Consider the following 23,658-nt stretch of genomic DNA (forward strand, 5'->3'; position numbering starts at 1 on the left):
AACGAACATGAAAAATATTGTCAGAATAGCTGCTTTCTGTTTGCTTGGATACCTGTTGTATGGTTGCAGCAAGCAAGACACACAGTTTGAATCATACTTAAACGGTCATGAAGTTAAGTATCCGGGCACAGTGGCCAATGCCCACTCCCGCCCCGGAAATTTACGTGCCGCCCTTACCTGGAACCCAAGCTCCGATCCCAGCATAACCCGTTACGTGATATACTGGAACAATAAGGCTGATTCAATCATTTACAATTCCACCAACCATAATACGTCGGATAGTTTAACCGTTGTTATACCAAACCTGAACGAATACATTTATTCGTTCACTGTTTTCTCCTACGACTCCAAAGGCAACCGCTCTATACCGCTTGATATCAACAATGTAAGAGTTTATGGGCCTATTTACCAATCGGGCTTATCAAACAGGGGGTATAATGTTACCAATCCATATGGAATTAGTGCCGATGGAAAGCTCACACTTAATTTCTTAAAGGTTGATACCAGCGCTCATAATGTGTTCACAAACATAAAATACACTAACAAAGCCGGGAAAGAAAGTTTCGGAAAACTTAGTGCTGATAGCATGTCGGTTACCCTTGCAGACTATAAGGCGGATACGAAGATCCAGTTCCTGTCAGCCTTTAAACCAACGGTAAATGCTCTTGACACCTTTTATGTAGCTAACTATGAGGATTTCCCAACCATTAATTCTGTTGCTGTTTGCGATAAAAAACTATTCAAAAAAGTTTATTTAGCCAATGATGCCAAGCCTTATGAAGGAGATACCGACATTGACAGGCTTTGGGACGGCAGTACAGGCCCGCAGGGTTTCCCTAACATTTTCCATAGCGATGGCAACGGTCCGCTGCCTGTAGTTATCACTTTTGATATGGGCGCACTGTACAAAGGCCTGGTAGCTATTGAAGAAACCGGCCGTAACTGCTGCCACAACCCCGATGATTTTGAAGTATGGGGCATTGCGGATATTACCAACGCTGCTACTACCCTGAAAGCTAATGATGCTGGCTGGACTGCCGAATCTATTTCCAAAGGCTGGAAACTGCTTAAAGAGATTAAAAGAACCGACGACGGCAGCGCGCCATTAAAGGTAAACTTCGATCCTAATCCTCCGGCGGTACGTTACATCCGCATCAGGATCAAACACAACTCAAACAACGAGGGTAACTACACCAATATGAGCGAGCTTACCTTCTGGAATAACGCACTACTATAATAACACCCCAATGACCGGGCTGCCCGCCGGCCTGGTCATATTTTACAAAGTATAAAGACCAAGACCTCTATAATGTTCACCCCAAAAATTCCGCAATGAAAAAACCGGCAATTATTCTCCTTTACCTGTTTTCTGTAATCAAACTCAGCTTTGCTCAGCAAACTGCATCTGTAAAAACACCCAAAGCGGTTTTGGATGATTTTATGACCAAACGCTTCGGCATGTTTATACACTTCGGCCCGGTAACTTTACGCGGTACCGAAATTGGCTGGAGCCGCAACAAAGAAGTAGCGCAGGATGATTATGATAACCTGTACAAGGAGTTTAACCCGGTTTTATTTAATGCCGATGCTATCGTAAAAGCAGCTAAGGATGCAGGTATGAAATACCTGGTGATCACTGCTAAACACCATGACGGCTTTGCTTTATGGCCGTCTGCTTTTACTGATTATAACATCAGCAAAACACCGTATAAGCGCGATATGGTGGCAGAATTGGCCGCAGCCTGCAAAAAGCAAGGCATACTTTTTTGTATCTATCATACTGTGCTCGATTGGCACGACCCTAACTACCCTATCCAAAACCCTTACGATTCGACAAAGAACGTTAAGGGCGATATGGTAGCTTTTAAAACGCAAATGAAGAATGAGTTGAAAGAACTCATCACCAAATATCATCCCTACCTGCTTTGGTTTGATGGTTACTGGGAAAAACCCTGGACCAACGCCGACGGACAGGAAATTTACAAATTCATCAAAGATATTGACCCAAACGTTATCGTGAACAACCGCTTAGGCAAAGGAAGTGAAAAGCTGAACGATCAATCGGTAGGTGATTACCTTACGCCCGAACAGCGCATCGGTCAGCTTAATATGAATGAGCCATGGGAAAGCTGCATCACCATTTGCCAGCAATGGGCATGGAAACCTAATGATAAAATGAAAACAGTGCAGGAATGTATCCAAACGCTGGTGAAAACTGCCGCCGGTAATGGGAACCTGTTGTTTAACGTTGGGCCAATGCCCGATGGCCGCATTGAAGCACGACAGGTTGAAACCCTGCAGCAAATGGGCTTATGGTTAAAAAAATACGGTGAAAGCATTTATGGCACGAAAGGCGGGCCCATTGCCCCTAATGATAACTATGCTGTTACACGCAAGGGAAACAAGATCTATTTGCACATATTTCAGAAAAAAGGTAATAAAATTGCACTGCCTAACCTGCCTGACATTAACATAACCAATGCCTACGTGTTGGGCGGAGCCAAAGTAAATTATAAACCGGATGCGACAGGCTATAGTATTGACCTGCCGCAAACCTTACCCGATGCTAACAGCAATGTGATTGTATTGGAATTGAATAAAAACGCCGAAGAAATCCCTGTAATTGCTGCAGGTAAATAAAATAAAAACAGAAAACCTAATTAACATAAACATGCTAAAAAGAACGCCCATGCTAATAACTGTAATAATAACAGGTATTACAACGTTTACTCACGCACAAACAAAACAATTAAAACTTTGGTACAAACAGCCTGCACAGCGCTGGGAAGAAACCGTTGCACTTGGCAACGGAAGGTTAGGGATGATGCCCGATGGCGGTGTTACTGCCGAAAAAGTAGTGTTGAATGATATCACCATGTGGTCGGGTTCGTCGCAGGATGCCAATAACTACGAAGCTTATAAAAAACTGCCCGAAATAAGAAGCTTGCTTGCCGCCGGTAAAAATGTGGAAGCGCAAGCCATTATCGATAAATCATTTGTATGCACGGGAAAAGGATCAGGCGGGGTACCTTTCGGTTGCTTCCAGATGCTTGGCGACCTTAACCTGAACTACCAATACAAGGGCATTGAGGGCAAAGACATAAAATACGATAACTATGAGCGCGAGCTATCATTAAATAACGCGCTTGCCAAAACTACTTACCAGGTAAACGGTGTCACTTACAAACGTGAGTACTTTACCAGTTTTGGTAATGATGTAGATGTGATAAAACTAAGCGCCGATAAGCCGGGAATGCTTAACCTGAGCATTAATATCAGTCGCCCGGAACGTGGGGCAACCAGTACAGCAGGTAACGAGCTTGATCTTACCGGCCAGTTGGATAATGGTACCGACGGCAAAGGCGTAGCTTACAAAGCAAGGGTAAAGGCGCAACTAACCGGCGGTTCATTAAGCAGCACCCCTACTTCGCTGGTTATTAAAGATGCAACCGAGGTGATTATTTACGTATCAGCAGGTACGGATTTTAAAAATCCACAGTACCTTACCAAAATAGACGGTGCGCTAAATGCTGCCATGAAAAAGCCTTATGCTTCAGAAAAACAGCAGCATATAGCCAACTTTCAGAAACTCTTTAACCGCGTAAAAGTTGATCTTGGCACTTCAGAAGCAGATAAATTAACCACCGATCAAAGGCTTCTCGCTTTCCATACTAATCCCGATGCGGATAAAGGCCTCCCTGTTTTATTTTACCAGTTTGGTCGCTATTTGAGCATCTGCAGCACCCGTGTAGGCTTGCTACCACCGAATTTACAGGGTTTATGGGCTAACGAGGTACATACGCCATGGAACGGCGATTATCACCTGGATATTAACATTGAAATGAACCAGTGGCCGGTTGAGGTTTCCAACCTGTCAGAACTGAACCTGCCCCTTGCCGACCTGGTTAAAGGGATGGTGCCACATGGCGAAAAAACAGCCAAAGCTTATTACAACGCCGATGGCTGGGTAGCACATGTAATTACTAACCCCTGGGGCTTTACCGAGCCGGGTGAAAGTGCCTCATGGGGCGTTTGTAAAGTTGGTTCAGGCTGGTTATGTGACAACCTGTGGCAGCATTATGATTTTACGGGTGATAAAAACTACCTGAAACAAATTTACCCAATACTGAAAGGTGCAGCACAGTTTTACAACAGTATGCTGATCAGCGATGCTAAAACTGGCTGGCTGGTTACCTCGCCTTCATCATCGCCCGAAAACAGTTTTTATCTGCCCGATGGCACACATGCCAGCATCTGCGTAGGTCCAACTATCGATAATCAGATCATCCGCCAGTTATTCAACAATGTGATAACCGCAAGCAAAGTATTGGGTAAGGATGAAGTTTTCAGCAAAACATTGGCTGACAAAGTAAAAAAACTGCCCCCGCCGGGTATTATAGCCAAAGACGGCCGCATCCAGGAATGGCTGGAAGATTACAAAGAAACCGAACCGCAACACCGCCACGTATCCCACTTGTATGGTTTATTCCCTGCATCTGAAATAACTCCGGAAGCTACTCCCGCCCTTGCCGAAGCCGCTAAGAAAACATTGGAAGTACGTGGCGACGACGGCCCAAGCTGGTCTATCGCTTACAAAATACTATGGTGGGCACGTTTGCATGACGGAAACCGCACTTACAAACTATTTAAAGAGTTGATGAAACCAACCATCAAAACCGATATTAACTACGGTGCAGGCGGTGGCGTATATCCTAATTTGCTTTCAGCCGGTCCGCCGTTCCAGATCGACGGTAACTTTGGAGCAACAGCCGGTATTGCTGAAATGCTGATCCAGAGCCATGCAGGGTTTATTGATTTTATTCCTTCTATCCCTGATGCATGGAAAACGCAGGGCGAGGTTAAAGGCCTTAAGGCCCGCGGTAATTTCACCGTTGATATGAAATGGAAAGATGGTAAAATAACCGCCTACAAAGTAACCTCACCTACCCCACGCAAGGTTAAAGTGAAAGTTAACGGCGAGGTTAAAAGTATTATAGCCGGTAAAGGCTAAACGCAAAATTTCAATAAAAAGGCATCTTGAAAAGGGGTGCCTTAATTATAATTAAACATTATAAACGGCATATCCCATGTTTAAAAAATTCCTGCTGAACATTGCAATTGTCTGCTTGCCTGGTCTGTGCTTTGCACAATCGCAACCATTAAAAATCTGGTTTAACCGCCCGGCTGGTCAGTGGGAAGAAACCCTTCCATTGGGTAACGGCAGATTGGGTATGATGCCCGATGGTGGTGTTAAAAAAGAAACCATCACCTTAAATGATATCACACTATGGTCGGGTGCGCCGCAGGATGCCAATAATTACGAGGCCTATAAAAAACTCCCCCAGATCCGCGCCCTGTTGCTGGCAGGTAAAAATGCAGATGCCCAGGAGATTATTGATAAAGATTTCATTTGTAAAGGCCTAGGATCTGCAGGGGTAAATTATGGCTGCTACCAAACCATGGGCAACCTGAATATGGCATTTGATTATGCCGGCGTTGATCCAAAAGATATTAAATACACCAACTATCACCGTGAGCTTTCAGTAAACACCGCCATAGCTAAATGCAGCTATGTGGTTAATGACGTTACCTACAAGCGCGAATATTTTACCAGTTTTGGCGATGATATCAGCATCATTAAACTCAGCTCTGATAAACCCGGCAAGCTGAACCTAAGCCTTACAATGGACAGACCGGAACGTTTCACCACTACCTCACAAAAAAACCAGCTTGAAATGTACGGGCAATTGGATAATGGGATCGATGGTAAAGGTATGCGTTACGTAGCAAAGGTAAAAGCCAGTTTAAAAGGCGGCAGCCAAAGCGTTACTTCAAATTCGTTGGTAATTAAAAACGCTACCGAAGTTATTATTTATGTATCGGCAGGTACCGATTACAAGCAGCTTAACTATGATCAAAAAGTAAGCAGTACACTGGTTGCTGCCATGAAAAAGCCTTATGATCTGGAAAAACAGCAGCATATTTCCAATTATCAAAAATTATTTAACCGGGTTACCGTCAATTTAGGCGGCAACTACAGGGATACCATTCCAACAGATCTTCGATTAGCTAACTTTCACAAAACGCCGAAGGCTGATAATGCCTTGCCTGTTTTGTACTATCAGTTTGGCCGTTACCTGAGCATTTGCAGTACCCGGATTGGCTTGTTACCACCTAACCTGCAAGGCCTTTGGGCTAACCAGATAGTAACACCATGGACTGGAGATTATCACCTTGACATCAACGTACAAATGAACCATTGGCCGGTTGAAGTATCCAACCTGTCCGAATTAAACCTACCCCTTGCCGAACTGGTAAAAGGTATGGTAAAAAACGGCGAAAAAACAGCCAAAGCCTATTACAATGCCGATGGCTGGGTTGCCCACGTAATAACCAATATTTGGGGCTGGACAGAACCCGGCGAAGCGGCTTCATGGGGCATTTGCAAAGTTGGCTCGGGCTGGCTATGTGATAACCTTTGGCAGCATTATGATTTCACAAACGATAAAAAATACCTGGCCGATATTTATCCGGTACTAAAAGGCTCGGCATTGTTTTATAGCAGCATGCTCATCAATGATCCTAAAACGGGCTGGCTGGTAACTTCGCCATCGTCATCGCCCGAAAACGGATTTTTAATGCCTGATGGAAGCGGCAGACATGCCAGTATCTGCATGGGACCAACTATCGATAACCAAATCATCCGCGAGTTGTTCAACAATGTGATCACAGCAGGCAAGGTGCTGGGAAAAGATGCCGCCTTCCGTAAAACACTACAGGAAAAACTTAAAAAGCTGCCGCCACCGGGTATCATTGCCAAAGACGGCCGTATCCAGGAATGGCTGGAGGATTATACCGAAATAGAGCCGCATCATCGCTGCATTTCGCACCTGTATGGCCTGTACCCGGCATCGTTCATTACGCCCGAAGCTACCCCCGCCCTTGCCGAGGCCAGCAAAAAAACATTGGAAGCCCGTGGAGATGATGGCCCGAGTTTTGCCATCGCTTACAAAATAGCCTGGTGGGCAAGGCTTCATGACGGCGAACGCGCATACAAGCTATTTACCGATCTCATCCATCCTACCCTTGCCACCAATATAAATTACGGCGATGGCGGCGGTATTTATCCCAACATGCTTTCGGCCGGACCGCCATTCCAAATAGATGGTAATTTTGGAGCTACAGCAGCATTGGCCGAAATGCTGATCCAAAGCCATGCAGGTTTTATTGAGCTACTACCGTCAATACCCACTAATTGGAAACAAACCGGCGAGGTTAAAGGCTTAAGGGTAAGAGGCAATTTCACTGTTGATTTTAAATGGCAGAATGGCAGGATCATCAGTTATCGCATTACATCAAGCCAACCCCGAAAGGCTAAAATGAAGATAAACGGCGTGGTAAAAGAAGTAATGGCACAAAAGGCATAACAGCACCAGTTGTAAAGAAAACGTTATGATTCAAAAAAACCATAACGCACAATTAATAAAATGTAATTTACACATTTAATAACCTAAAATTCATGCAAAAATTCCTTACACGTTTTATAATTGCTGTGCAATTGTCCGGCTTGCTTTGCGTGTGGCAGCCCGCAATTGTTTCGGCATCAACCGGAATCATTACTATCCAGCCAACGCCGAAAGGGAATATCTCGTTTTCATACGGTACCTCTGGCACTATCAATTATGATCAAAAAACCGGCACTTTTTCTGTTATCGAAAATGGAAAAACTGTACTTGGTAATTGCTATAGCAAAGCCGGCATCAACGGAAAACTTATTACTTCAACAGCGTACAAAAACGTTGCTTATACCAAAGCCTTAATAACCGATGGTTTTGGCAAAGGCGTAAAACATACTTTCACCCTAAGCGGCAATAATTTGCCAAACATGATGCAGGTGTTTTATACTTATCCATCGCACAAAGGCTATTTTTTTGTCGAACTTTATGTTGAGGGCAAAAACCTGAAAACAAATTACATGGAGCCGATAGCCGGTAATATGTCAGCAATACCCGGCGACACCCGTTCGGTATTTGTGCCTTTTGATAATGATACCTTCATTAGCTATGATTCCAAAGCGTTTAAAGCACCACTCACCAATACCAGTGCCGAAGTAGGGACAGTTTTTGATAACGATAGCCGCAAAGGCCTGGTGTTTGGATCTGTTGAGCATGAAACCTGGAAAACAGGCGTGCGTACCGTTGCCAAAAAAGATAGCGCCAACACCTTTGAAATATGGGGTGGTTATACAGAAGAAGCCGTAAACCGCGATAAAATTGCTCATGGTTATATCAGCGGCAATACAGTTAAATCGCCTAAGATATTAGTGGGCTGGTTTGCCGACTGGCGCAATGGTATGGAAGAATTTGGTAAAGTCAACCGCATTGCCGAACCACCTTACATTTTTAACTGGACAAAGCCTACTCCCGTTGGCTGGAACAGTTGGGGCGTTATACAGGAAAAACTTAACTACGACAAAGCTATCAAAGTAACAGATTTTTTTGCCGATAGTATCCCTGCATTCCGCAACGGTAATACGGCGTTTATTGATCTCGATTCGTTTTGGGATAACACGATCAGTGGTGGCTGGGAAGGAGATTTTGGCAAGCTGAAATCATTTGCAGATTACTGTAAATCAAAAGGGCTACAGCCCGGCGTGTACTGGGCCCCATTTACCGACTGGGGCTGGAAAGGCGGTCCCGACCGCAAAGTTTTAGGCAGTAATTATACCTATGGCGAAACATGGACAAAAGTTGGCGACAGCTATCATGACATAGACGGTGCCCGCGCAACCGATCCAACCCATCCGGGCACTTTGCAACATATCGACTATGTAATTGGCAAACTAAAAGCCTGTGGTTTTAAAATGATCAAGATAGATTTTTTAGGCCATGCGGCAGCCGAGTCAAGCCATTTTTATGATCCCAAAATCACCACCGGTATGCAAGCCTATAAAAAAGGAATGGAACACCTGATTGATCAGTTGGGTGATCAGATGCTGGTTTACGCTGCCATTTCTCCCAGCCTGGCAACCGAGCGTTACGCGCATATGAGGCGCATTGCATGCGATGCTTTTAAAACTGTAAAAGATACCCGCTATACCCTCAACAGCGTAAATTACGGCTGGTGGCAAACTTACTTATATAATTACATTGATGCCGACCATGTTGTACTTTCAACCGAAAGCGAGGGCGCAAACAGGGCAAGGATGCTCTCGGCAGTTGTTACCGGCACGTTCATAACCGGTGATGATTTTTCGACACATGGGCAATGGAGTGACAGAGCAAAAGCTATGTACCAGAATCCTGAGATTTTGAAAATTGTGCAAAATGGAAAAGCCTTCAGGCCAGTTGAAGGTAACACCGAAACAGGTACAACCGAGCAGTTTACGCAAAAAATTGGCAACAGCTTTTACCTGGCCCTGTTTAATTATGGTGAAACTGATAAAGTGTATACTATCGACCCGAAAAGGATTGGTATGGAGGCCGGAAAAGCACCAAATGCGAAATCGTTACTGCAAGGCACTAACGTAAACACAAAAAGCGTTTTGCTAAAAGCAGGAGATGCTGAATTATTAAAATTTGAACTGAACTAATAAACACTGCAAAGGCGCCGGCAACAGATTCCCCTTTAATCGCCGGACGCCTTTTGAGGGGATGAAACCCTGTATCGTTTTTAACTGTTCAATTTAGCTGATTTTGCCCGTTTGCATTCAAGCGGGCATTTTGATTTTTTTGCGTTCATGCAGCATTTGTTTTTGTGTTTAACGCCCGCAATGTTAGTCTTTTCTATCTGGAGCGAAGTAAAAAACAATCCGCCGGTAACGGCCAGTATGGTAAAAAATTTCATAGCAGTAGGTTTTAACTTAAGAGACGATGTTTTTTTGCGAATGTTACAGCAAGGAAGGCAAATGTTGATTTTCGCATATTTTTTTAACAGGACCATCATTCAATGTCATTTTTATGTTCTCCTCATCCTCCTACCCTCAAAAACAAAAAGTCAGTGACCTCGCGTTACTGACTTTTTCATTAACTATTAACTGACCAAATATCCTTAACAAAAAACTATCTGGTACTGCAAACATAGTGTGTTAAATACGTGCTACATGTGTGAAAAGCACCATCTTGGCACACAAAAATTACTTTCATATCATGCTGACTGCCTGTATTTTAAAGGCGTTATTTTATAATGCGTACGGAACAGCCTGATAAATGAACTTGGGCATTCAAAACCCACCATGCCAACTACTTCATTTACAGGATAACGGGTATCCTTTAACAACATTAATGACCGTTTTAAACGCAATTGAATTAAAAACTGGTGCGGCGTTAAACCAAAGGCCTGCTTAAATGTGCGCAACAGATGGTTAACCGAAAGGCAGGCATGTTCAGCAAGGTCTTCAAGGCTAATATTCTGATTATAATTACTGTACAGGTACTCCTTAGCCAAATTAAGGCGGCGCAGGATCTCAACCCTGGTACCCTGGTTTAAAAAATCGAGCTTTTCGGCTTTTTTACAGATCTCATCATTATAAATATGAAAATAATTGATGAGCGTATGGTGCAGGTATTCGTTAATCAGCATTTCATCCTGCATGCCATTGTCTAAGTGTTGTTTCAGGTGAAATACATTGTACTTGATATCGCCCGCAAACGGATATATAGTTTCATTAAACTCGGGCTGTATTTTGCCGTTATCATAGCCTTTAGTTAACAAAGTGTCATTGTCAAAGGTCCAGCAATCTTTAAAATCCTGCAAAAACTGCTGATCAAAATTGATGGCAAATGATTGTACCTGCTGGCCCAGATCTGTGTCGGTTGAATATTGTGTACCCCTGTTCAGGATCAGGAACGAATCGGGATATATGGACAAATGCCTGCGGCCAATATCATAACGTTCATTACCGCTTAATACAAAGCGAAGGCTTAAATCTGAAGTATACTGCGGCCCCTGTCTCTGACCGCCGGTACGGCTTACAATCTTGTTGTTGTTGCGTAATACTTTTGAATAGTCCATTGTGATATGATTTTATTGTTCGTTATAATTTCTTTCTTCCAGTAACATAAATTTGTTCCCCGCCGGGTCTAAAAATTCGGCTGCCAGTCCGGCTGGTAAATATGCAGGCGACTTGCAAAAAAATACGCCGGCCGTACGGAGCACATGATAATCGTTTAAACAGTCGGCAGTGTTAATGATAATATTACTCTTATCACTGTTGCTGTCATTATTAGTTACAAGCAACGCCACATTTAATTTATCCGACTGGATCACCGTGCTTTCCCTGCCTTCGTAAAATGTCATTGTACCTGTTATTTTGAAACCTAATTTTTGAGTATAAAAATCAATTTGCCCCTCAAAGTCGGCTGTATACACAGGTATATATTTCAATTTCATTTTACAGTAGCTAACGGAAACCAGATTTTAATGATGGAAACCAACCTGTTAGCCAGGGGCAGCAAACAGGATAATTTTTGAAGCGGGTTTACAGTAGCCGGTCAGTTAAAACTACTTAACATATCAAAGGTACTTTACCCGCGGGGGGATAGTATCCCCCTATTTGGGGGATTTGTGAATTAGTAGGGTTTGGAGCGTTTATTACCGGACGATAACAGCTATTAGTGATTAAACATGTCATTGCTGTAACGTCAGCGCCCCCCAGAAAAAGTCTTAATGAAATCTAAGAAGCTGTTTAAAAACGGGTGAAAGAAAATGTTATGTGTTGAAAAGTTGATAAAAAGGCCATCGCTGATAGCTTGAATAAATACTAATTGTGAATAACCACAAACCCAATTAGTATGACAAATTACCCAAGCAACTTAAGCGATAGCCAATGGCAATTTATATCAAAATACTTTGATACACAACGTACCCGTCGTTATGAACTGAGAGAAATCATAAATGGTATTCTTTACCTGGTAAAAACGGGCTGTCAATGGCGTATGCTACCAAAGGATTTTGCACCCTGGCAACTGGTTTATTACTATTTTAACACATGGAAAAATCAGGAGATCTTTGAAGTAATTCAGGAGAGCCTCGTTCAGCAAACGAGGTTAAAGCAAGGGAAAACCGAGCAACCAACGGTTGGTATAATTGATGCTCAATCTATCAAATCAACACTTGTAAGCAGCGAAAGCAGGGGTTTTGACGCAGGAAAAAGAATAAAAGGGATCAAACGTCACATTATTGTTGATACGCTTGGGATGGTGCTTGCTGTGGTTATTCAAAGTGCTTCGGTTCAGGATAGGGACGGAGCGATGGATGTAATCGCTAAGCTATTTGAAACATGGAACAATATCATTAAAATATTTGCCGATAATGGTTACCGGGGCGCGCTAATCGATAAAGTGAAAAACAAATTCAAAATAGCTTTTGAGGTAATAAAAAGAAGCGAATTACACATCTTTAAAGTATTACCAAAGCGCTGGATCGTAGAACGGACATTTGCATGGATCGATACTAACAGAAGAGCCGCTAAGAATTATGAGCGTTTTAACAATACAAGTACTGCCATCGTTCATTTATCTGCCATAAGAATTATGTTGAACCGTTTTTAAACAGCTTCTAAGATATATTTTAGAGATGGTGCATGGGGTGCGTTAGGGATGGAAGCGGATACCGGCCCGTGGCTAAGGCCTTGTGCAGTATGAGCGTACAGCCCGGCCGCAGGCAACGCCCATATTACGAAACAAATCAAAAAAAAGCTAATAATCTACAATCACACCATTATAAAAAACGAAGCAATCGCACGGAAGCATAACCGCCCTATATAACATGCGATTGCTTCGTTCCTTGCAATGACATTTCTCCACATTAGCGCTGCCAAAGTAGGTGTTGTCACCATCATTTTTCGCCAACTTAATTATATACGAAAATCTGCGCCCCTCCTCAAACACCCTCTAAGCCTATATCAACTTATTTTGCCTGGCCAGTTTAATGGCATCAGCACGGGAGTTTACATCAAGCTTAAGGTAGATATTTTTGATATGGCTGCGTACTGTTTCCAGGTCAATGAACAATTCATTGGCAATCTGACCACGGCTTTTGCCTTCGCCTATCAACTCCAGGATCTGGGTTTCTCGCTTAGATAAGGGCGATTCCTGGTTTTTTTGAAATGAGCGGATCACCAGGCGTGCAATGTTGATACTCATAGGGCCGCCGCCTTCACGTACTTCTTTTATCGATTCGATGATCTTGGTTGACGGGGTGTTTTTTGTAAGATAGCCCGATGCTCCGTTGGCCAGCGCGTTAAAAATCTGCTTTTCAGATTCGTAAACAGTTAGAATTAGGATATAGCAGTTGGGCAACAGCTTTTTTAATTTGGGTATAGCATCAATGCCGTTAACTCCGGGCAGCTCTATATCAAGCAGGATTACATCGGGTTTATCCGCAGCTATTTTTTTAGCAGCCTCGTCATATGAACAATAGGTACTTATTACATCATAGCCCTCGGTAGCACCAATTAAAAAGGCATAGCCATCGCGCAGGGTTTCATCATCCTCAATAATACTTACCTTAATGTTACGGGCCATGCTTAATTGCTTAACTGATTTTTACTAAACTTTAATGTTACTGATGTGCCTTTACCTGTTTCCGAATTAATGAGCAATGATGCATTGATCCGTTTTGCGCGGGCATTAATGTTATTGATCCCCCGGCCGCGATGGGCAGCGCTGCTATCAAACCCCTTACCATCATCGGTAACCCGGAGTGCTATCGCGTTTTTATCGCTCTGATCAAGCTCAAAAACTACCTGTCCGGCATCGGCATGTTTAAGGATGTTATTTAACAGTTCCTTAAATATCATGGTGATGTTACGGCTGTATTCCATAGGCAGTTTTACCAGCTGTATATCTTCATCAACGGCAGCAAACTCAAAATCAACCGGTACATCATGAAAAACCTCTATCCCTATTTCGCGGATATGGTTCAGGGTTTCATATAAGTTATCACTTTTAGGGTCGAGCGCCCATAGGATATCCTTTGTACCGTTGTATAGTGATGCCGCGTTTTGCTTTATTTGATCCACAATTCCGCGCTGATCCGCTTGCTCTTTATCTATTTTGGCATTCAGTATTTCTGATAAGACGGTGATCCGGGTTAATTTGTTACCCAGATCGTCATGAAAATCTTCGGCTGTTTGCTGGCGGATCTTTAATTTCTCTTCCCGCTTCATGGCTTCAATTGCCTTTTGACGTTTTATTTTACGCTGATGAACTAAATTTTGTACCCCGAAACCCAGCAGAACTAAAAATATAATGGCTAATAACCTGAAGGTAAAAGTTTGATAAAAAGGCGGAATGATCACAAAACTGAAACTGGCCATCTTCGGCGATACCTGCCCGTCGGGGCTTATGGCTTTTACCTTGAAAGTATATGTACCGGGCGGCAACGAAGGATAATTGACCACATTATTGCGCATGGGCGAACTAAAAGCACTATCCAGCCCAACCAGCTTATACTGGTAAGATACCGCGTCAGGATTTTTGAGGTAAACACCAAGAAAAGATATCGATAAATGATTTTGATTATGTTTAAGCTCGGCCCAGTCATTAAGGTCAATTGAAGAGCGTTTTTCGCCATCCTCCTTCATCAACTGTACCGATTTGATGAACACATGCGGCGGCGGCGCGGGAACCATTTTTGTCATGGTATTATACACCATAACAGCCTTGGTTGTACTGATCCAAACCTCGTGCCCACGGTGCATAATAGCGTTTTGGTTGGCCTCTACCACCGGCTCCTTTGAGCCTATGTTATCAATTACCCAAAAAGTTTTCTTTGCAGGGTCGTATTGCATCCGGTTAATTCCCCTGCCGGTGCCCATCCAAAGGCGGCTACGTTCATCAGCAGTAAGGCTGTAAATACTATTGGCTTTGAGCCCGTCATCAACATTATAGATATTTACCGCCCCGGTTGTCATATCCCAGGTGTATAACCCGCTATCATCTGTACCAACCAGTAGCAGGTCGCGATATCGGATCATGCTGTAAACAGCCGTTGCCGGGAAAGATTTAAGTTTAAACCCCGAAACTATCTTTTTATTTACAGCAAGCATAACACCGTTTTGGGTGCCTATCAAAATAGAATCGCGCCCCAGGCTAAGCATTGCGGACGAATAAGGAGGAATACCTTCCAATTGTTTCAGCCCGCCGTTTTGGTAGTAGAAGCTGCCCATTGACGTGCCCAGCCATATAGTACCATTATCATCGGCAGTAATAAAATTACAGGCAAAAGATGAACTGTTTTTTACCTGCCTGAAACCCTTTTTATCATACTGCCATAAACCGGTTTGCCCGGTACCAATCCAAACAGTGCCGTTTTTATCCGTATATAAACTCTGCACCCCCTTTAAATATGGCGAACCGGTTGGTACAGGTACCTCGCTGGTTTTTTTCCCGTCATATCGCAAAAGACCGGCTCCATCTATCCCCATTAAAACATTTTTGTTCCAGTCTTCAGTCACCGACATTACTATTTTTGATTCGGGGATACCCTGTGTACGATCAAAAACGGTATATCTGTCGCCTTCGCAGCGGTAAAGGCCATTGCCAAGGCTGCCCAGCCACAAGTTTTTATCTGCATCAAAATAAATATCAGGGACAGAGTTATCGGTAAGTCCGTTTGATGAGTTATAGTGGATCACACCATCATTCATAATACAATAGGCTCCATTATCGGTACCCAGCCAAATATTGGCATCAGCGTCCTGTTCAATGCACAATAACTGACCTTTTATTTTTCCGGTAATATTTTTTGCATCCAGTGGTTTAGCCATACCATTCCTGGCGCATAACAAACCCGATCGGGTTAGAAGATAAGTTTTGCTTTTATCAAAACGGTCGAAAAAAATCCTTTTGATAATTTGCTCACTATATTGGGAATCAATATCAATTACATGCTCCCATTTTTGCCCTTTAAGGCGATATATACCCTTTTTGTAAACAGACACATATAACGAACCTGCACTATTAACAGCCAAACTGGTGATAAAAATATCAGGATCATCATTAATAGGGACATGCTGCATCTTATCATTCTTCACCCTGAACAACATCCCTGCAGCTGTAACCCAGATAGTTCCCTCTACATCCTGGGTTATGTTGCCTACAAAAGAGCGTTTAACCGGTATATCCGGTTTATACTTTATAATCCGCCCATTATAAAGCCTTGCAAGCCCGTTCATGGTACCAAACCAGGTACAGCCCCCTTTATCCGAAAAAACGGTTGCAACGTAATTATCAGGTAAACCTGTTAAGCGGGTATAAGCCGTAAAATCCTTTCCATCAAAACGGCAGGCGCCACCAAATGTACCTATCCACAAACGATGATCGGTATCCATGGATAGCTTGTTTATTTGCGACTGGATGAGCCCATCCTCAATATCATAGTGCGCAAAAATGTATTTCTGTGCATGGGCCCGGCCTGTAAACAATAGCATACCTGCCAGGAAACACAAAACCAGAAAAACGGGGAAACGCGATAGCTTATTCAATTAAAAACATAAATTAAATTACCTGTATGGGGGTACAATTAAAAAGTTAAATTAAAGCTAATTAAAATAAAAAAAATCACCCCAATAGGGTGATTAATTATTGTCGGTTAAGGAAGTAAAATTTAGTTTTTAGCTACCACAGAATTGTCGTTATTTAAAGGTGTTTTTATGTCCTCAAACATTTTACAAACCTGGGTAATTTTCCAGTCCTGCCGCTCATTTTTCTCGATGATCAGGTAATCATGCTGTGCGCAGTTTTCATAATTAAAATCAACCCGTGCAATTACCATGGCATCGCTTTTGGCAAGCACTTCGTAACCCGACTGGCAATTTTGCTGGGTACCGGCATCCTTTTTCATCATGCTTACCAGGTCGTCTTTTTCCTGTACAAGTACCTTTTCGCCGCGGGGTAACTTCAATACAGAATTGTCACTCATTATTGATTTTAATTTTTTAAAGTTGGAGGTCATGTGGCTGTCAATGAAATCGCGGATCACGCCGGCGTATCCTGTTTCGGCGGCCGTACGGCCATACATGGTGCTGGCAGATAATAACCCTACTATACATGCCAATAAAAATTTATTTTTCATTTGTGATATTTTTTTGATCAAATGTGGGTAGGCTTTGATCAAAAAAATATGCCTATCACACCTAAGCAATGCAACCGTACCCGGCCATACAGCAAGCTGGTGTCTTTCGCCTATAAAGATCATTTTTTGCACTTTTTGAGCAGATCTGCAATTAATCTGAAAATCTGTGCAGATAATTCTTTAATTATCAATAAACCATAACAGAACCTGCCCTGCATATTTAAATCTGTACGAAAATATTTTTATTTTTGGGAGCATCTTTTACCGAATAAAACCACGCCATAACTTGGAACCTACTGAAAACTTTTTCCGAAGCATTATTGAGGCCTCGCCTTTTCCGGTGTATATGTGTATGGGCCCGGATAAGCTCATTGCCATAGCCAATGATGCTACCTTAAAGGCATGGGGGAAAGATAAGTCGATAATTGGAAAACCTTTTGACGAGGCGCTACCCGACCTTCAGGGCCAGCCGTTCAGCAGCCTCATAAGCGAAGTATACCGTACCGGCGAAACTTATCACGGCAACAATGCACCTGCCGAATTTATAATTAACGGCAAACGGCAAATTAATTATTACAAGTTTACCTATCAGGCTGTACGTAACTCGCGCGGTAAAATAGTTGGCGTTATTTGTTTCTCGACAGATGTTACCGAAATTGAACATGCCCGACAGGCTATGGAAGAGAGCAGGCATACCTTGTATAACATGGTGAGGCAAGCACCCGTGGGCATTTGCATTATAAACAGCGATAACCTGGTAATTGAAGTAGTGAATGACTCGTATCTTGAGCTGGTAGGCCGTAAACGTGCAGAAATGGAAAACCGGGGCGTTTGGGAAGCCATCCCTGAAACGGCCGAATTGTATGCCCCCGTAATGGACAATGTTATTGAAACAGGGCAACCGATTACTGCCAAGGAGCATAAACTGCTGCTTGTACGCAATGGCGTACCCGAAATGGTATTTATTGATTTTGTTTATGAACCTGTTAAAGGTTTTGACGGCGAGATAAGCGCCATTATGGTAATTGCCATTGATGTAACTGAAAAAGTTTTTGCACGCCGCAAAATTGAGGAAGCTGAAGAAAGGGCCAGGCTGGCCGTTGAAGCTGCTGAAATAGGCACCTTTGATCTTGACCTGGTTACCGAAGAGATACTTACATCTGAAAGGTTTAACATTATTTTTGGAGTTGGCCGAGATGCCCCCCGCGATTTATTTTTGAAAGCACTGCATCCCGATGACCTTGAGCTACGCAATAATGCTCATAAAACCGCGCTTACTACCGGAAAACTTTTTTATGAGGCAAGAATTATCTGGCCAAATGGCTCTTTACGCTGGATCAGGGCGCAAGGCAAAGTTTATTATGGTTCAATAAACAAACCGTTGCGTATTCTGGGCACCTTGCTTGATATAACCGAATTTAAACACCTGCAACAACAAAAAGATGATTTTATAAGCGTTGCCAGTCATGAGCTAAAAACACCGATGACATCGATCAAGGCGTCCATGCAATTGCTCGACAGATTGATCAAGGTTGATCCCTCATCTGATAAGATCCCTCAGTTTATTAACCGAGGCAACAGCAGCCTGAATAAAATGCAGCAGCTGGTTGATAGCTTACTTAACGTTTCAAAAATTACCGCCGGGCAGCTTGCACTTCATAAAACACATTTTTTGGCAGCCCAAATGATCAATGAATGCTGCGACCACGTGAGGCTTGCAGGTACGCATGAACTTGAGCTTACAGGCGACACCGATCTGGAACTATACGCAGACAGGCAACGGATAGACCAGGTTGTTGTTAATTTTGTAAACAATGCGGTTAAATATGCGCCCGACAGCAACCGGATTGTCATCAATATCAGTAAACAGGACAACATGGCCAAAATATCGGTACAGGATTTTGGCCGGGGAATCCCACCGGAAAACATCCCGCATTTATTTGAACGCTACTACCGGGTTGATACTTCGGGTATTCAATATTCAGGGCTTGGACTTGGCTTATATATCAGCGCCGAGATCATTGAGCTTCACGGCGGCGAAATGGGGGTTGAAAGCGAAGTGGACAAAGGCAGTACTTTTTGGTTTACGATACCGCTAAATTGAAATTTAAATCCCGATTGAAAATAGTAAAACCCATAATCATCGTTTTATTGTTTTGCCTGCTCACTGTTTTTACACAAATTGGTGGGCTGGTTTATCTCATTTCAATTAGCCTGCACAAACTAATCAACAAAACCTTAAATAATAAATATTACCGCCAAATCACCAAGGCTGTAGTTTTTATGGTGTTATATTGCCTTACCACTTTTTTAATTGTACCTCCGCTTGCCAGACTTTCGGGCAGGGTGCCGCTCCCCTTCTCCCAAATCAATCATTTAAAGCCGCTAAACCGGCTAACCTGCCTGTTCAATCGTAATTATGTTCGCCCACAACTTAAGCAGGCTGCATTTGCCGTAGCTGCCGAAATGAACCATAAATATCCGGGAAGTGCCCTGAATTATCTTGACGCGAGCTTTCCGTTCATTAATGGGTTTCCGCTTATGCCCCACCTGAGTCATAACGATGGTAAAAAACTCGATCTTGCATTTTTTTATATTGATAACAAAACAGGCTTAGAAACCGATAAAACACCTTCGCCAATCGGATACGGAATTAGTGAAGAGCCGCGCGCCGGTGAAATCAACACAACACAGGCCTGCCTGATAAAGGGTTATTGGCAGTACAGCTTTTTGACTAAAATGGTTCCCCAGAGCAATAAAGTTAATTTTACTTTTGATAGTTTACGAACAAAGGCACTTGTAACCCTCTTTGCATCGCAATATGTCATCAATAAAATATTTATCGAACCTCATTTAAAAAATCGTCTGGGCATCCAAACACCCAAGCTACGATTTCATGGATGCCGTGCGGTAAGGCATGACGACCATATTCATGTCCAACTATAGGTTTAAAGCATTCATCATTTTTCAACATACGGATTATAACAGATCTCCCAGCAATTCCCTTCAGGGGGCCAATAAAACCGGCATAACCGCCCCAGAAAGTTTCAGCCGGATGCTTCAGGATTTGTACTTCTGCCAGCCTCAAAGATCTTTAACTGCAAGAGTAATGCGGCTACATGGGCCTGCATAGTGTATTTTTTTATTAGATCCTATCCAATCATGAATCAGGGTTTGTGGCTGATTTTATTTCATGCTTAAATTTAATTGTCAGTTAATACAGCCGGGGTAAATTTAGCTAACCAAATATATAAACATGCAAATCAATTATTTTACAATAGGCATTGTAATAACCTTGTTAATAACATTAATAGTATGGATAGTAAAAACCGACCGCAAAGACGAGAAAAACTTTGAACAACAAATTATTGACCGGGAACTTAAACCAAGGGAACATCCCAAACCGCAAAAAGCCGATAAAGCAATGTGATCGGGTAAAACCCGCTATCAACTCACGTAGTTTCACGTATCATTTTGTGCGGTCATTTTTTTAAATTTAGCAACCCAACCTAATATCTATCTCATGGAAGCAGATAAAACTTCAAATCAGCAAGTATTTTATGTAGGACTTTGTATGGCCGGCGCCGTGTCTGCCGGGGCTTACACAGCAGGCGTTATTGATTACCTGCTTCAGGCATTAGCCGAATGGGACAAGCACCGCAGTGAGCCAGGCGTACCATCGCACAAAGTGCAGATCCCGGTAATGGGCGGTGCGTCGGCAGGCGGTATGACCAGTATCATGGCCGCATCCTCCCTTAACAACCCGATAACCCATATCGACAAGCCATCAGGAGATCTTTTAGCCGAGCATCCCGAAAACAAGCTCTATCACTCCTGGGTTGACCTCGTTCAGGCTGATATGTTTACAAAAATGCTGGATACCAGCGACATCAAAAGCTCGGGTGTAATATCTGCACTTAATTCTGATTTTATTAATGATGTTGCCAAACGGGTAGTTACCGCCGATCCAAAACAATGGCAACCGCTGCCCACTTATATTAAACCCGGTTTAAAGATCTTTACCACGCTTACAAACCTGCAGGGCTACGCCTACAATGTTCCGTTCAATTCGTCATCTTCACAGCGTACCAAATATAATATGCGCATCCACAATGATTACGCATGCTTTGAGCTTACCGAAAACGCCATTGCCGGGCATAATAACGGATGGATGCCGCTTGACCTAAAAAATAATATTAACACGGATATAGCCGCCGACGCAGCAATGGCTACCGGCGCCTTTCCGGTTGGGTTGCAATCAAGGATAGTTAAACGCGACGCCCAATATGTTAACAATAACCCATGGTTAAGCAACTACTTAACCAATGCTCCAATTGATGCAGGCGGTTATCAAACCCTGAACGTCGACGGTGGTATGATCAACAACGAGCCGTTTGATAAAGTACGCAGTGTTTTAGACGACCTTACAGCCCAACCGAGCGTTGATTATAACAACTTTAACAAATTTGTTTCAACCGTACTGATGATTGAACCTTTTCCTACCCAACCGCCAAAACCAATTTCGCAATCACGGGCTATATTAAACGTGATAGGTTTAACGCTATCATCCATGCTATCGCAAATGCGCTCAAAAGCGGTTAATATTAAAGACGCAATGGATGATGATTGCGCAGGTCAGTACCTGATCACGCCATCGCGCCGTGTAGATACGCCTGATGGCAAATCGACAGACCTAACCGGCGAACAAGCCATTGCCTGTGGTGCGTTGAGCGGTTTTAGCGGATTTTTAAATAAAGAATTCAGGGTACATGATTTCTTTTTAGGCCGGCACAATTGTAAGATCTTTTTGCGTGATTACTTTACCATACCAGCCAAAGCACTTACCACTAACCCCATTTTTAAAGATGGCTATGCTAATGCAGATCTGGCCAGATTTAAATCGACACAAAACGATAGCTACCAAATCATCCCGGTATTTGAACAAGATATCAAATTTCCCGATATTAAATTCAGTTCGGGTACCAACTGGCCCACGCTTAAAGAAAAAGATATCGACAGGTTTAGCAGCGGCTTGAAAGATCGTATCCAAACCATTATGCTTAATGTGGCAGACCTTGGCTGGCTCACCAAAAGCTTATTATGGATAGGCGCTAAAGTGATCCTAAACCGTATGGTAACCAACAAAATAATGGTAGTGATCAAAGAAGAACTTAAAACATGGAAACTGCTGCCGTAGCGGTTTAAAAAATTCAGCCTTACGAAGTTTAAAAACTTCGTAAGGCTTCAATGGCTTTTATACTGCTTTAAATACAACTATCCCGTTATGCCCGCCAAAGCCAAAAGTATTGCTCATGGCTACTTTCACTTTATGGTCGATGGCATCTTTCAATACAAACTTCAAATTATCCGGAATAGCGGGGTCTAAAGTTGTGGTATTGATTGTTGGTGGTATTATTTGATTTTCAATTGATTTTATGGCTGCGATAGCTTCAATAGCTCCGGCGGCTCCCAACAGGTGGCCGGTCATGGATTTGGTTGAACCTATAATAGTATCTGTTGCTTTGCCTTTGGTAACCGCAAGCAGGGCATTAATCTCTGAAAGATCGCCAACCGGCGTTGATGTAGCATGCATGTTCAGGTAATCTACATCCTCAATGCTTAAACCCGATTCTGCAAGTGCCTGCTGCATGGCACGGGCAGCACCTAATCCTTCCGGATGCGTGGCTGTCATGTGGTAGGCATCAGCAGTCATAGATGCCCCGGTTACCTCTGCGTAAATATGAGCACCACGGGCAACGGCATGATCATAATCTTCCAATACTAAGGCACCTGCACCTTCGCCCATAACAAAACCGTCACGGTCGACATCAAATGGTCTTGAGGCATGTTGCGGATCGTCGTTACGGCCCGACATAGCCTTCATTGAGCTGAAACCTCCAATGGAAGCAGGCGTAATAGGCGCTTCTGAACCGCCAGTAACAATAATTTTAGCCTTACCTAAACGGATGTAGTTAAAGGCATCCATAATAGCGGTATTGGATGTAGCACAGGCCGAAACCGTGGTATAATTGATCCCCATAAAACCGTTACGGATAGAGATCATGCCCGAAGCCATGTTTGAAATAAACTTCGGCACAAAGAAAGGGCTAAACCTTGGCTGTCCGTTACCTTTTGCGTATTCAGTTACCTGTTCCTCAAAAGTCTCCATACCGCCTTGTCCGCTGCCCCAAATTATACCAACATCAAAGGGATCCATTTTGCTCAAATCAAAACCCGAATCTTTGATAGCTTCATCGGCTGCAACAAGCGCATACTGGGTGAAGGTATCGGTACGTTTTAATTCTGCTTTATCCAGGTGATCTGTGATATTGAAATCTTTCAGTTCGCAGGCAAATTGCGTACGGAATAATGATGCATCAAAACGGGTGATGGTGGCAGCGCCGCTTTTACCGGCAATTAAATTTTGCCAATAAGTTTTTACATTATTTCCAAGCGGTGTTAAAGCGCCCAGACCTGTTATAACTACTCTGTTTAACATGATGGTTTTATTAAAATCGGCGCAAAGATATAACAATATACCAAATGGTATTTTGATAATTCAACGTGAACAGGTTTTAC

17 protein-coding genes are annotated in these 23,658 nt (G+C 43.0%); 10 read left to right on the forward strand and 7 right to left on the reverse strand.

Going from position 1 to position 23,658, the window contains the following annotated elements:
• The first annotated feature begins 7 nt into the window (after window positions 1-7).
• The 5 genes from J3L18_RS14055 (at window position 8) to J3L18_RS14075 (ending at window position 9,592) form a co-directional block, all read left to right on the forward strand.
• The gene (locus J3L18_RS14055; protein ID WP_112655431.1) at window positions 8-1,237 is read left to right on the forward strand and encodes a DUF4998 domain-containing protein; all 1,230 of its coding nucleotides are present in this window, start codon (window positions 8-10) and stop codon (window positions 1,235-1,237) included.
• 95 nt (window positions 1,238-1,332) lie between these two features.
• Complete coding sequence (locus tag J3L18_RS14060; protein ID WP_129570303.1) at window positions 1,333-2,640, forward strand: alpha-L-fucosidase; 1,308 nt, start codon at window positions 1,333-1,335, stop codon at window positions 2,638-2,640.
• Between the two features lie 31 nt (window positions 2,641-2,671).
• The gene (locus J3L18_RS14065; protein WP_208102443.1) at window positions 2,672-5,011 is read left to right on the forward strand and encodes a glycoside hydrolase family 95 protein; all 2,340 of its coding nucleotides are present in this window, start codon (window positions 2,672-2,674) and stop codon (window positions 5,009-5,011) included.
• A gap of 76 nt (window positions 5,012-5,087) precedes the next feature.
• Window positions 5,088-7,427, forward strand: coding sequence for a glycoside hydrolase family 95 protein (locus J3L18_RS14070; protein ID WP_129570302.1), 2,340 nt, complete (start codon window positions 5,088-5,090; stop codon window positions 7,425-7,427).
• Between the two features lie 92 nt (window positions 7,428-7,519).
• Window positions 7,520-9,592 (forward strand): alpha-amylase family protein, encoded by a 2,073-nt coding sequence (locus J3L18_RS14075; protein ID WP_129570301.1) that lies wholly within the window; start codon window positions 7,520-7,522, stop codon window positions 9,590-9,592.
• A gap of 80 nt (window positions 9,593-9,672) precedes the next feature.
• On the opposite strand, the gene J3L18_RS14080 is transcribed toward J3L18_RS14075, so the two are convergent.
• The 3 genes from J3L18_RS14080 to J3L18_RS14090 all read right to left on the reverse strand — a co-directional run bounded on the left by J3L18_RS14080 (window position 9,673) and on the right by J3L18_RS14090 (window position 11,391).
• Window positions 9,673-9,846 (reverse strand): hypothetical protein, encoded by a 174-nt coding sequence (locus J3L18_RS14080; RefSeq protein WP_189549309.1) that lies wholly within the window; start codon window positions 9,844-9,846, stop codon window positions 9,673-9,675.
• Between the two features lie 300 nt (window positions 9,847-10,146).
• Complete coding sequence (locus J3L18_RS14085; protein WP_112655441.1) at window positions 10,147-11,013, reverse strand: helix-turn-helix transcriptional regulator; 867 nt, start codon at window positions 11,011-11,013, stop codon at window positions 10,147-10,149.
• 12 nt (window positions 11,014-11,025) lie between these two features.
• Complete coding sequence (locus J3L18_RS14090; RefSeq protein WP_091171082.1) at window positions 11,026-11,391, reverse strand: VOC family protein; 366 nt, start codon at window positions 11,389-11,391, stop codon at window positions 11,026-11,028.
• A gap of 401 nt (window positions 11,392-11,792) precedes the next feature.
• On the opposite strand from J3L18_RS14090, the gene J3L18_RS14095 reads away from it, so the two are divergent.
• A complete protein-coding gene (locus J3L18_RS14095; RefSeq protein ID WP_129571991.1) occupies window positions 11,793-12,551 on the forward strand; it encodes an IS5 family transposase in 759 nt (252 codons plus the stop codon).
• A gap of 348 nt (window positions 12,552-12,899) precedes the next feature.
• Here J3L18_RS14095 and J3L18_RS14100 read toward each other — a convergent pair whose 3' ends face one another.
• From J3L18_RS14100 to J3L18_RS14110, 3 genes are all read right to left on the reverse strand, one after another.
• Entirely contained in the window at window positions 12,900-13,526 is a 627-nt protein-coding gene (locus tag J3L18_RS14100; RefSeq protein ID WP_090524105.1) for a response regulator transcription factor, read from the reverse strand.
• Window positions 13,527-13,528: 2 nt separating this feature from the next.
• The gene (locus tag J3L18_RS14105; RefSeq protein ID WP_129571877.1) at window positions 13,529-16,489 is read right to left on the reverse strand and encodes a ligand-binding sensor domain-containing protein; all 2,961 of its coding nucleotides are present in this window, start codon (window positions 16,487-16,489) and stop codon (window positions 13,529-13,531) included.
• 122 nt (window positions 16,490-16,611) lie between these two features.
• The gene (locus J3L18_RS14110; RefSeq protein ID WP_129571878.1) at window positions 16,612-17,079 is read right to left on the reverse strand and encodes a hypothetical protein; all 468 of its coding nucleotides are present in this window, start codon (window positions 17,077-17,079) and stop codon (window positions 16,612-16,614) included.
• Window positions 17,080-17,365: 286 nt separating this feature from the next.
• Here J3L18_RS14110 and J3L18_RS14115 point away from each other — a divergent pair, with 286 nt between their 5' ends.
• From J3L18_RS14115 to J3L18_RS14130, 4 genes are all read left to right on the forward strand, one after another.
• Window positions 17,366-19,183: a PAS domain-containing sensor histidine kinase gene (locus J3L18_RS14115; RefSeq protein ID WP_129571879.1), complete on the forward strand. Its 1,818-nt coding sequence runs from the start codon at window positions 17,366-17,368 to the stop codon at window positions 19,181-19,183.
• A gap of 14 nt (window positions 19,184-19,197) precedes the next feature.
• On the forward strand, window positions 19,198-20,025 hold the full coding sequence (locus J3L18_RS14120; protein ID WP_091171575.1) for a hypothetical protein: 828 nt from the start codon (window positions 19,198-19,200) through the stop codon (window positions 20,023-20,025).
• Between the two features lie 310 nt (window positions 20,026-20,335).
• Complete coding sequence (locus J3L18_RS14125) at window positions 20,336-20,509, forward strand: hypothetical protein (RefSeq protein WP_189549496.1); 174 nt, start codon at window positions 20,336-20,338, stop codon at window positions 20,507-20,509.
• Between the two features lie 93 nt (window positions 20,510-20,602).
• The gene (locus tag J3L18_RS14130) at window positions 20,603-22,276 is read left to right on the forward strand and encodes a patatin-like phospholipase family protein (RefSeq protein WP_129571880.1); all 1,674 of its coding nucleotides are present in this window, start codon (window positions 20,603-20,605) and stop codon (window positions 22,274-22,276) included.
• Between the two features lie 57 nt (window positions 22,277-22,333).
• On the opposite strand, the gene fabF is transcribed toward J3L18_RS14130, so the two are convergent.
• Entirely contained in the window at window positions 22,334-23,578 is a 1,245-nt protein-coding gene (gene fabF, locus J3L18_RS14135) for a beta-ketoacyl-ACP synthase II (protein WP_129571881.1), read from the reverse strand.
• Window positions 23,579-23,658: the final 80 nt, after the last annotated feature.

The organism is Mucilaginibacter gossypii, assembly GCF_017569325.2.
Taxonomy (GTDB): domain Bacteria; phylum Bacteroidota; class Bacteroidia; order Sphingobacteriales; family Sphingobacteriaceae; genus Mucilaginibacter; species Mucilaginibacter gossypii.

What these genes read in the sequence shown, in the direction of transcription:
- J3L18_RS14055 (WP_112655431.1), top strand. Translation starts at nt 8, where the DNA reads ATGAAAAATATTGTCAGAATAGCTGCTTTCTGTTTGCTTGGATACCTG.
- J3L18_RS14060 (WP_129570303.1), top strand. Translation starts at nt 1,333, where the DNA reads ATGAAAAAACCGGCAATTATTCTCCTTTACCTGTTTTCTGTAATCAAA.
- J3L18_RS14065 (WP_208102443.1), top strand. Translation starts at nt 2,672, where the DNA reads ATGCTAAAAAGAACGCCCATGCTAATAACTGTAATAATAACAGGTATT.
- J3L18_RS14070 (WP_129570302.1), top strand. Translation starts at nt 5,088, where the DNA reads ATGTTTAAAAAATTCCTGCTGAACATTGCAATTGTCTGCTTGCCTGGT.
- J3L18_RS14075 (WP_129570301.1), top strand. Translation starts at nt 7,520, where the DNA reads ATGCAAAAATTCCTTACACGTTTTATAATTGCTGTGCAATTGTCCGGC.
- J3L18_RS14080 (WP_189549309.1), bottom strand. Translation starts at nt 9,846, where the DNA reads ATGAAATTTTTTACCATACTGGCCGTTACCGGCGGATTGTTTTTTACT.
- J3L18_RS14085 (WP_112655441.1), bottom strand. Translation starts at nt 11,013, where the DNA reads ATGGACTATTCAAAAGTATTACGCAACAACAACAAGATTGTAAGCCGT.
- J3L18_RS14090 (WP_091171082.1), bottom strand. Translation starts at nt 11,391, where the DNA reads ATGAAATTGAAATATATACCTGTGTATACAGCCGACTTTGAGGGGCAA.
- J3L18_RS14095 (WP_129571991.1), top strand. Translation starts at nt 11,793, where the DNA reads ATGACAAATTACCCAAGCAACTTAAGCGATAGCCAATGGCAATTTATA.
- J3L18_RS14100 (WP_090524105.1), bottom strand. Translation starts at nt 13,526, where the DNA reads ATGGCCCGTAACATTAAGGTAAGTATTATTGAGGATGATGAAACCCTG.
- J3L18_RS14110 (WP_129571878.1), bottom strand. Translation starts at nt 17,079, where the DNA reads ATGAAAAATAAATTTTTATTGGCATGTATAGTAGGGTTATTATCTGCC.
- J3L18_RS14125 (WP_189549496.1), top strand. Translation starts at nt 20,336, where the DNA reads ATGCAAATCAATTATTTTACAATAGGCATTGTAATAACCTTGTTAATA.
- J3L18_RS14130 (WP_129571880.1), top strand. Translation starts at nt 20,603, where the DNA reads ATGGAAGCAGATAAAACTTCAAATCAGCAAGTATTTTATGTAGGACTT.
- fabF (WP_129571881.1), bottom strand. Translation starts at nt 23,578, where the DNA reads ATGTTAAACAGAGTAGTTATAACAGGTCTGGGCGCTTTAACACCGCTT.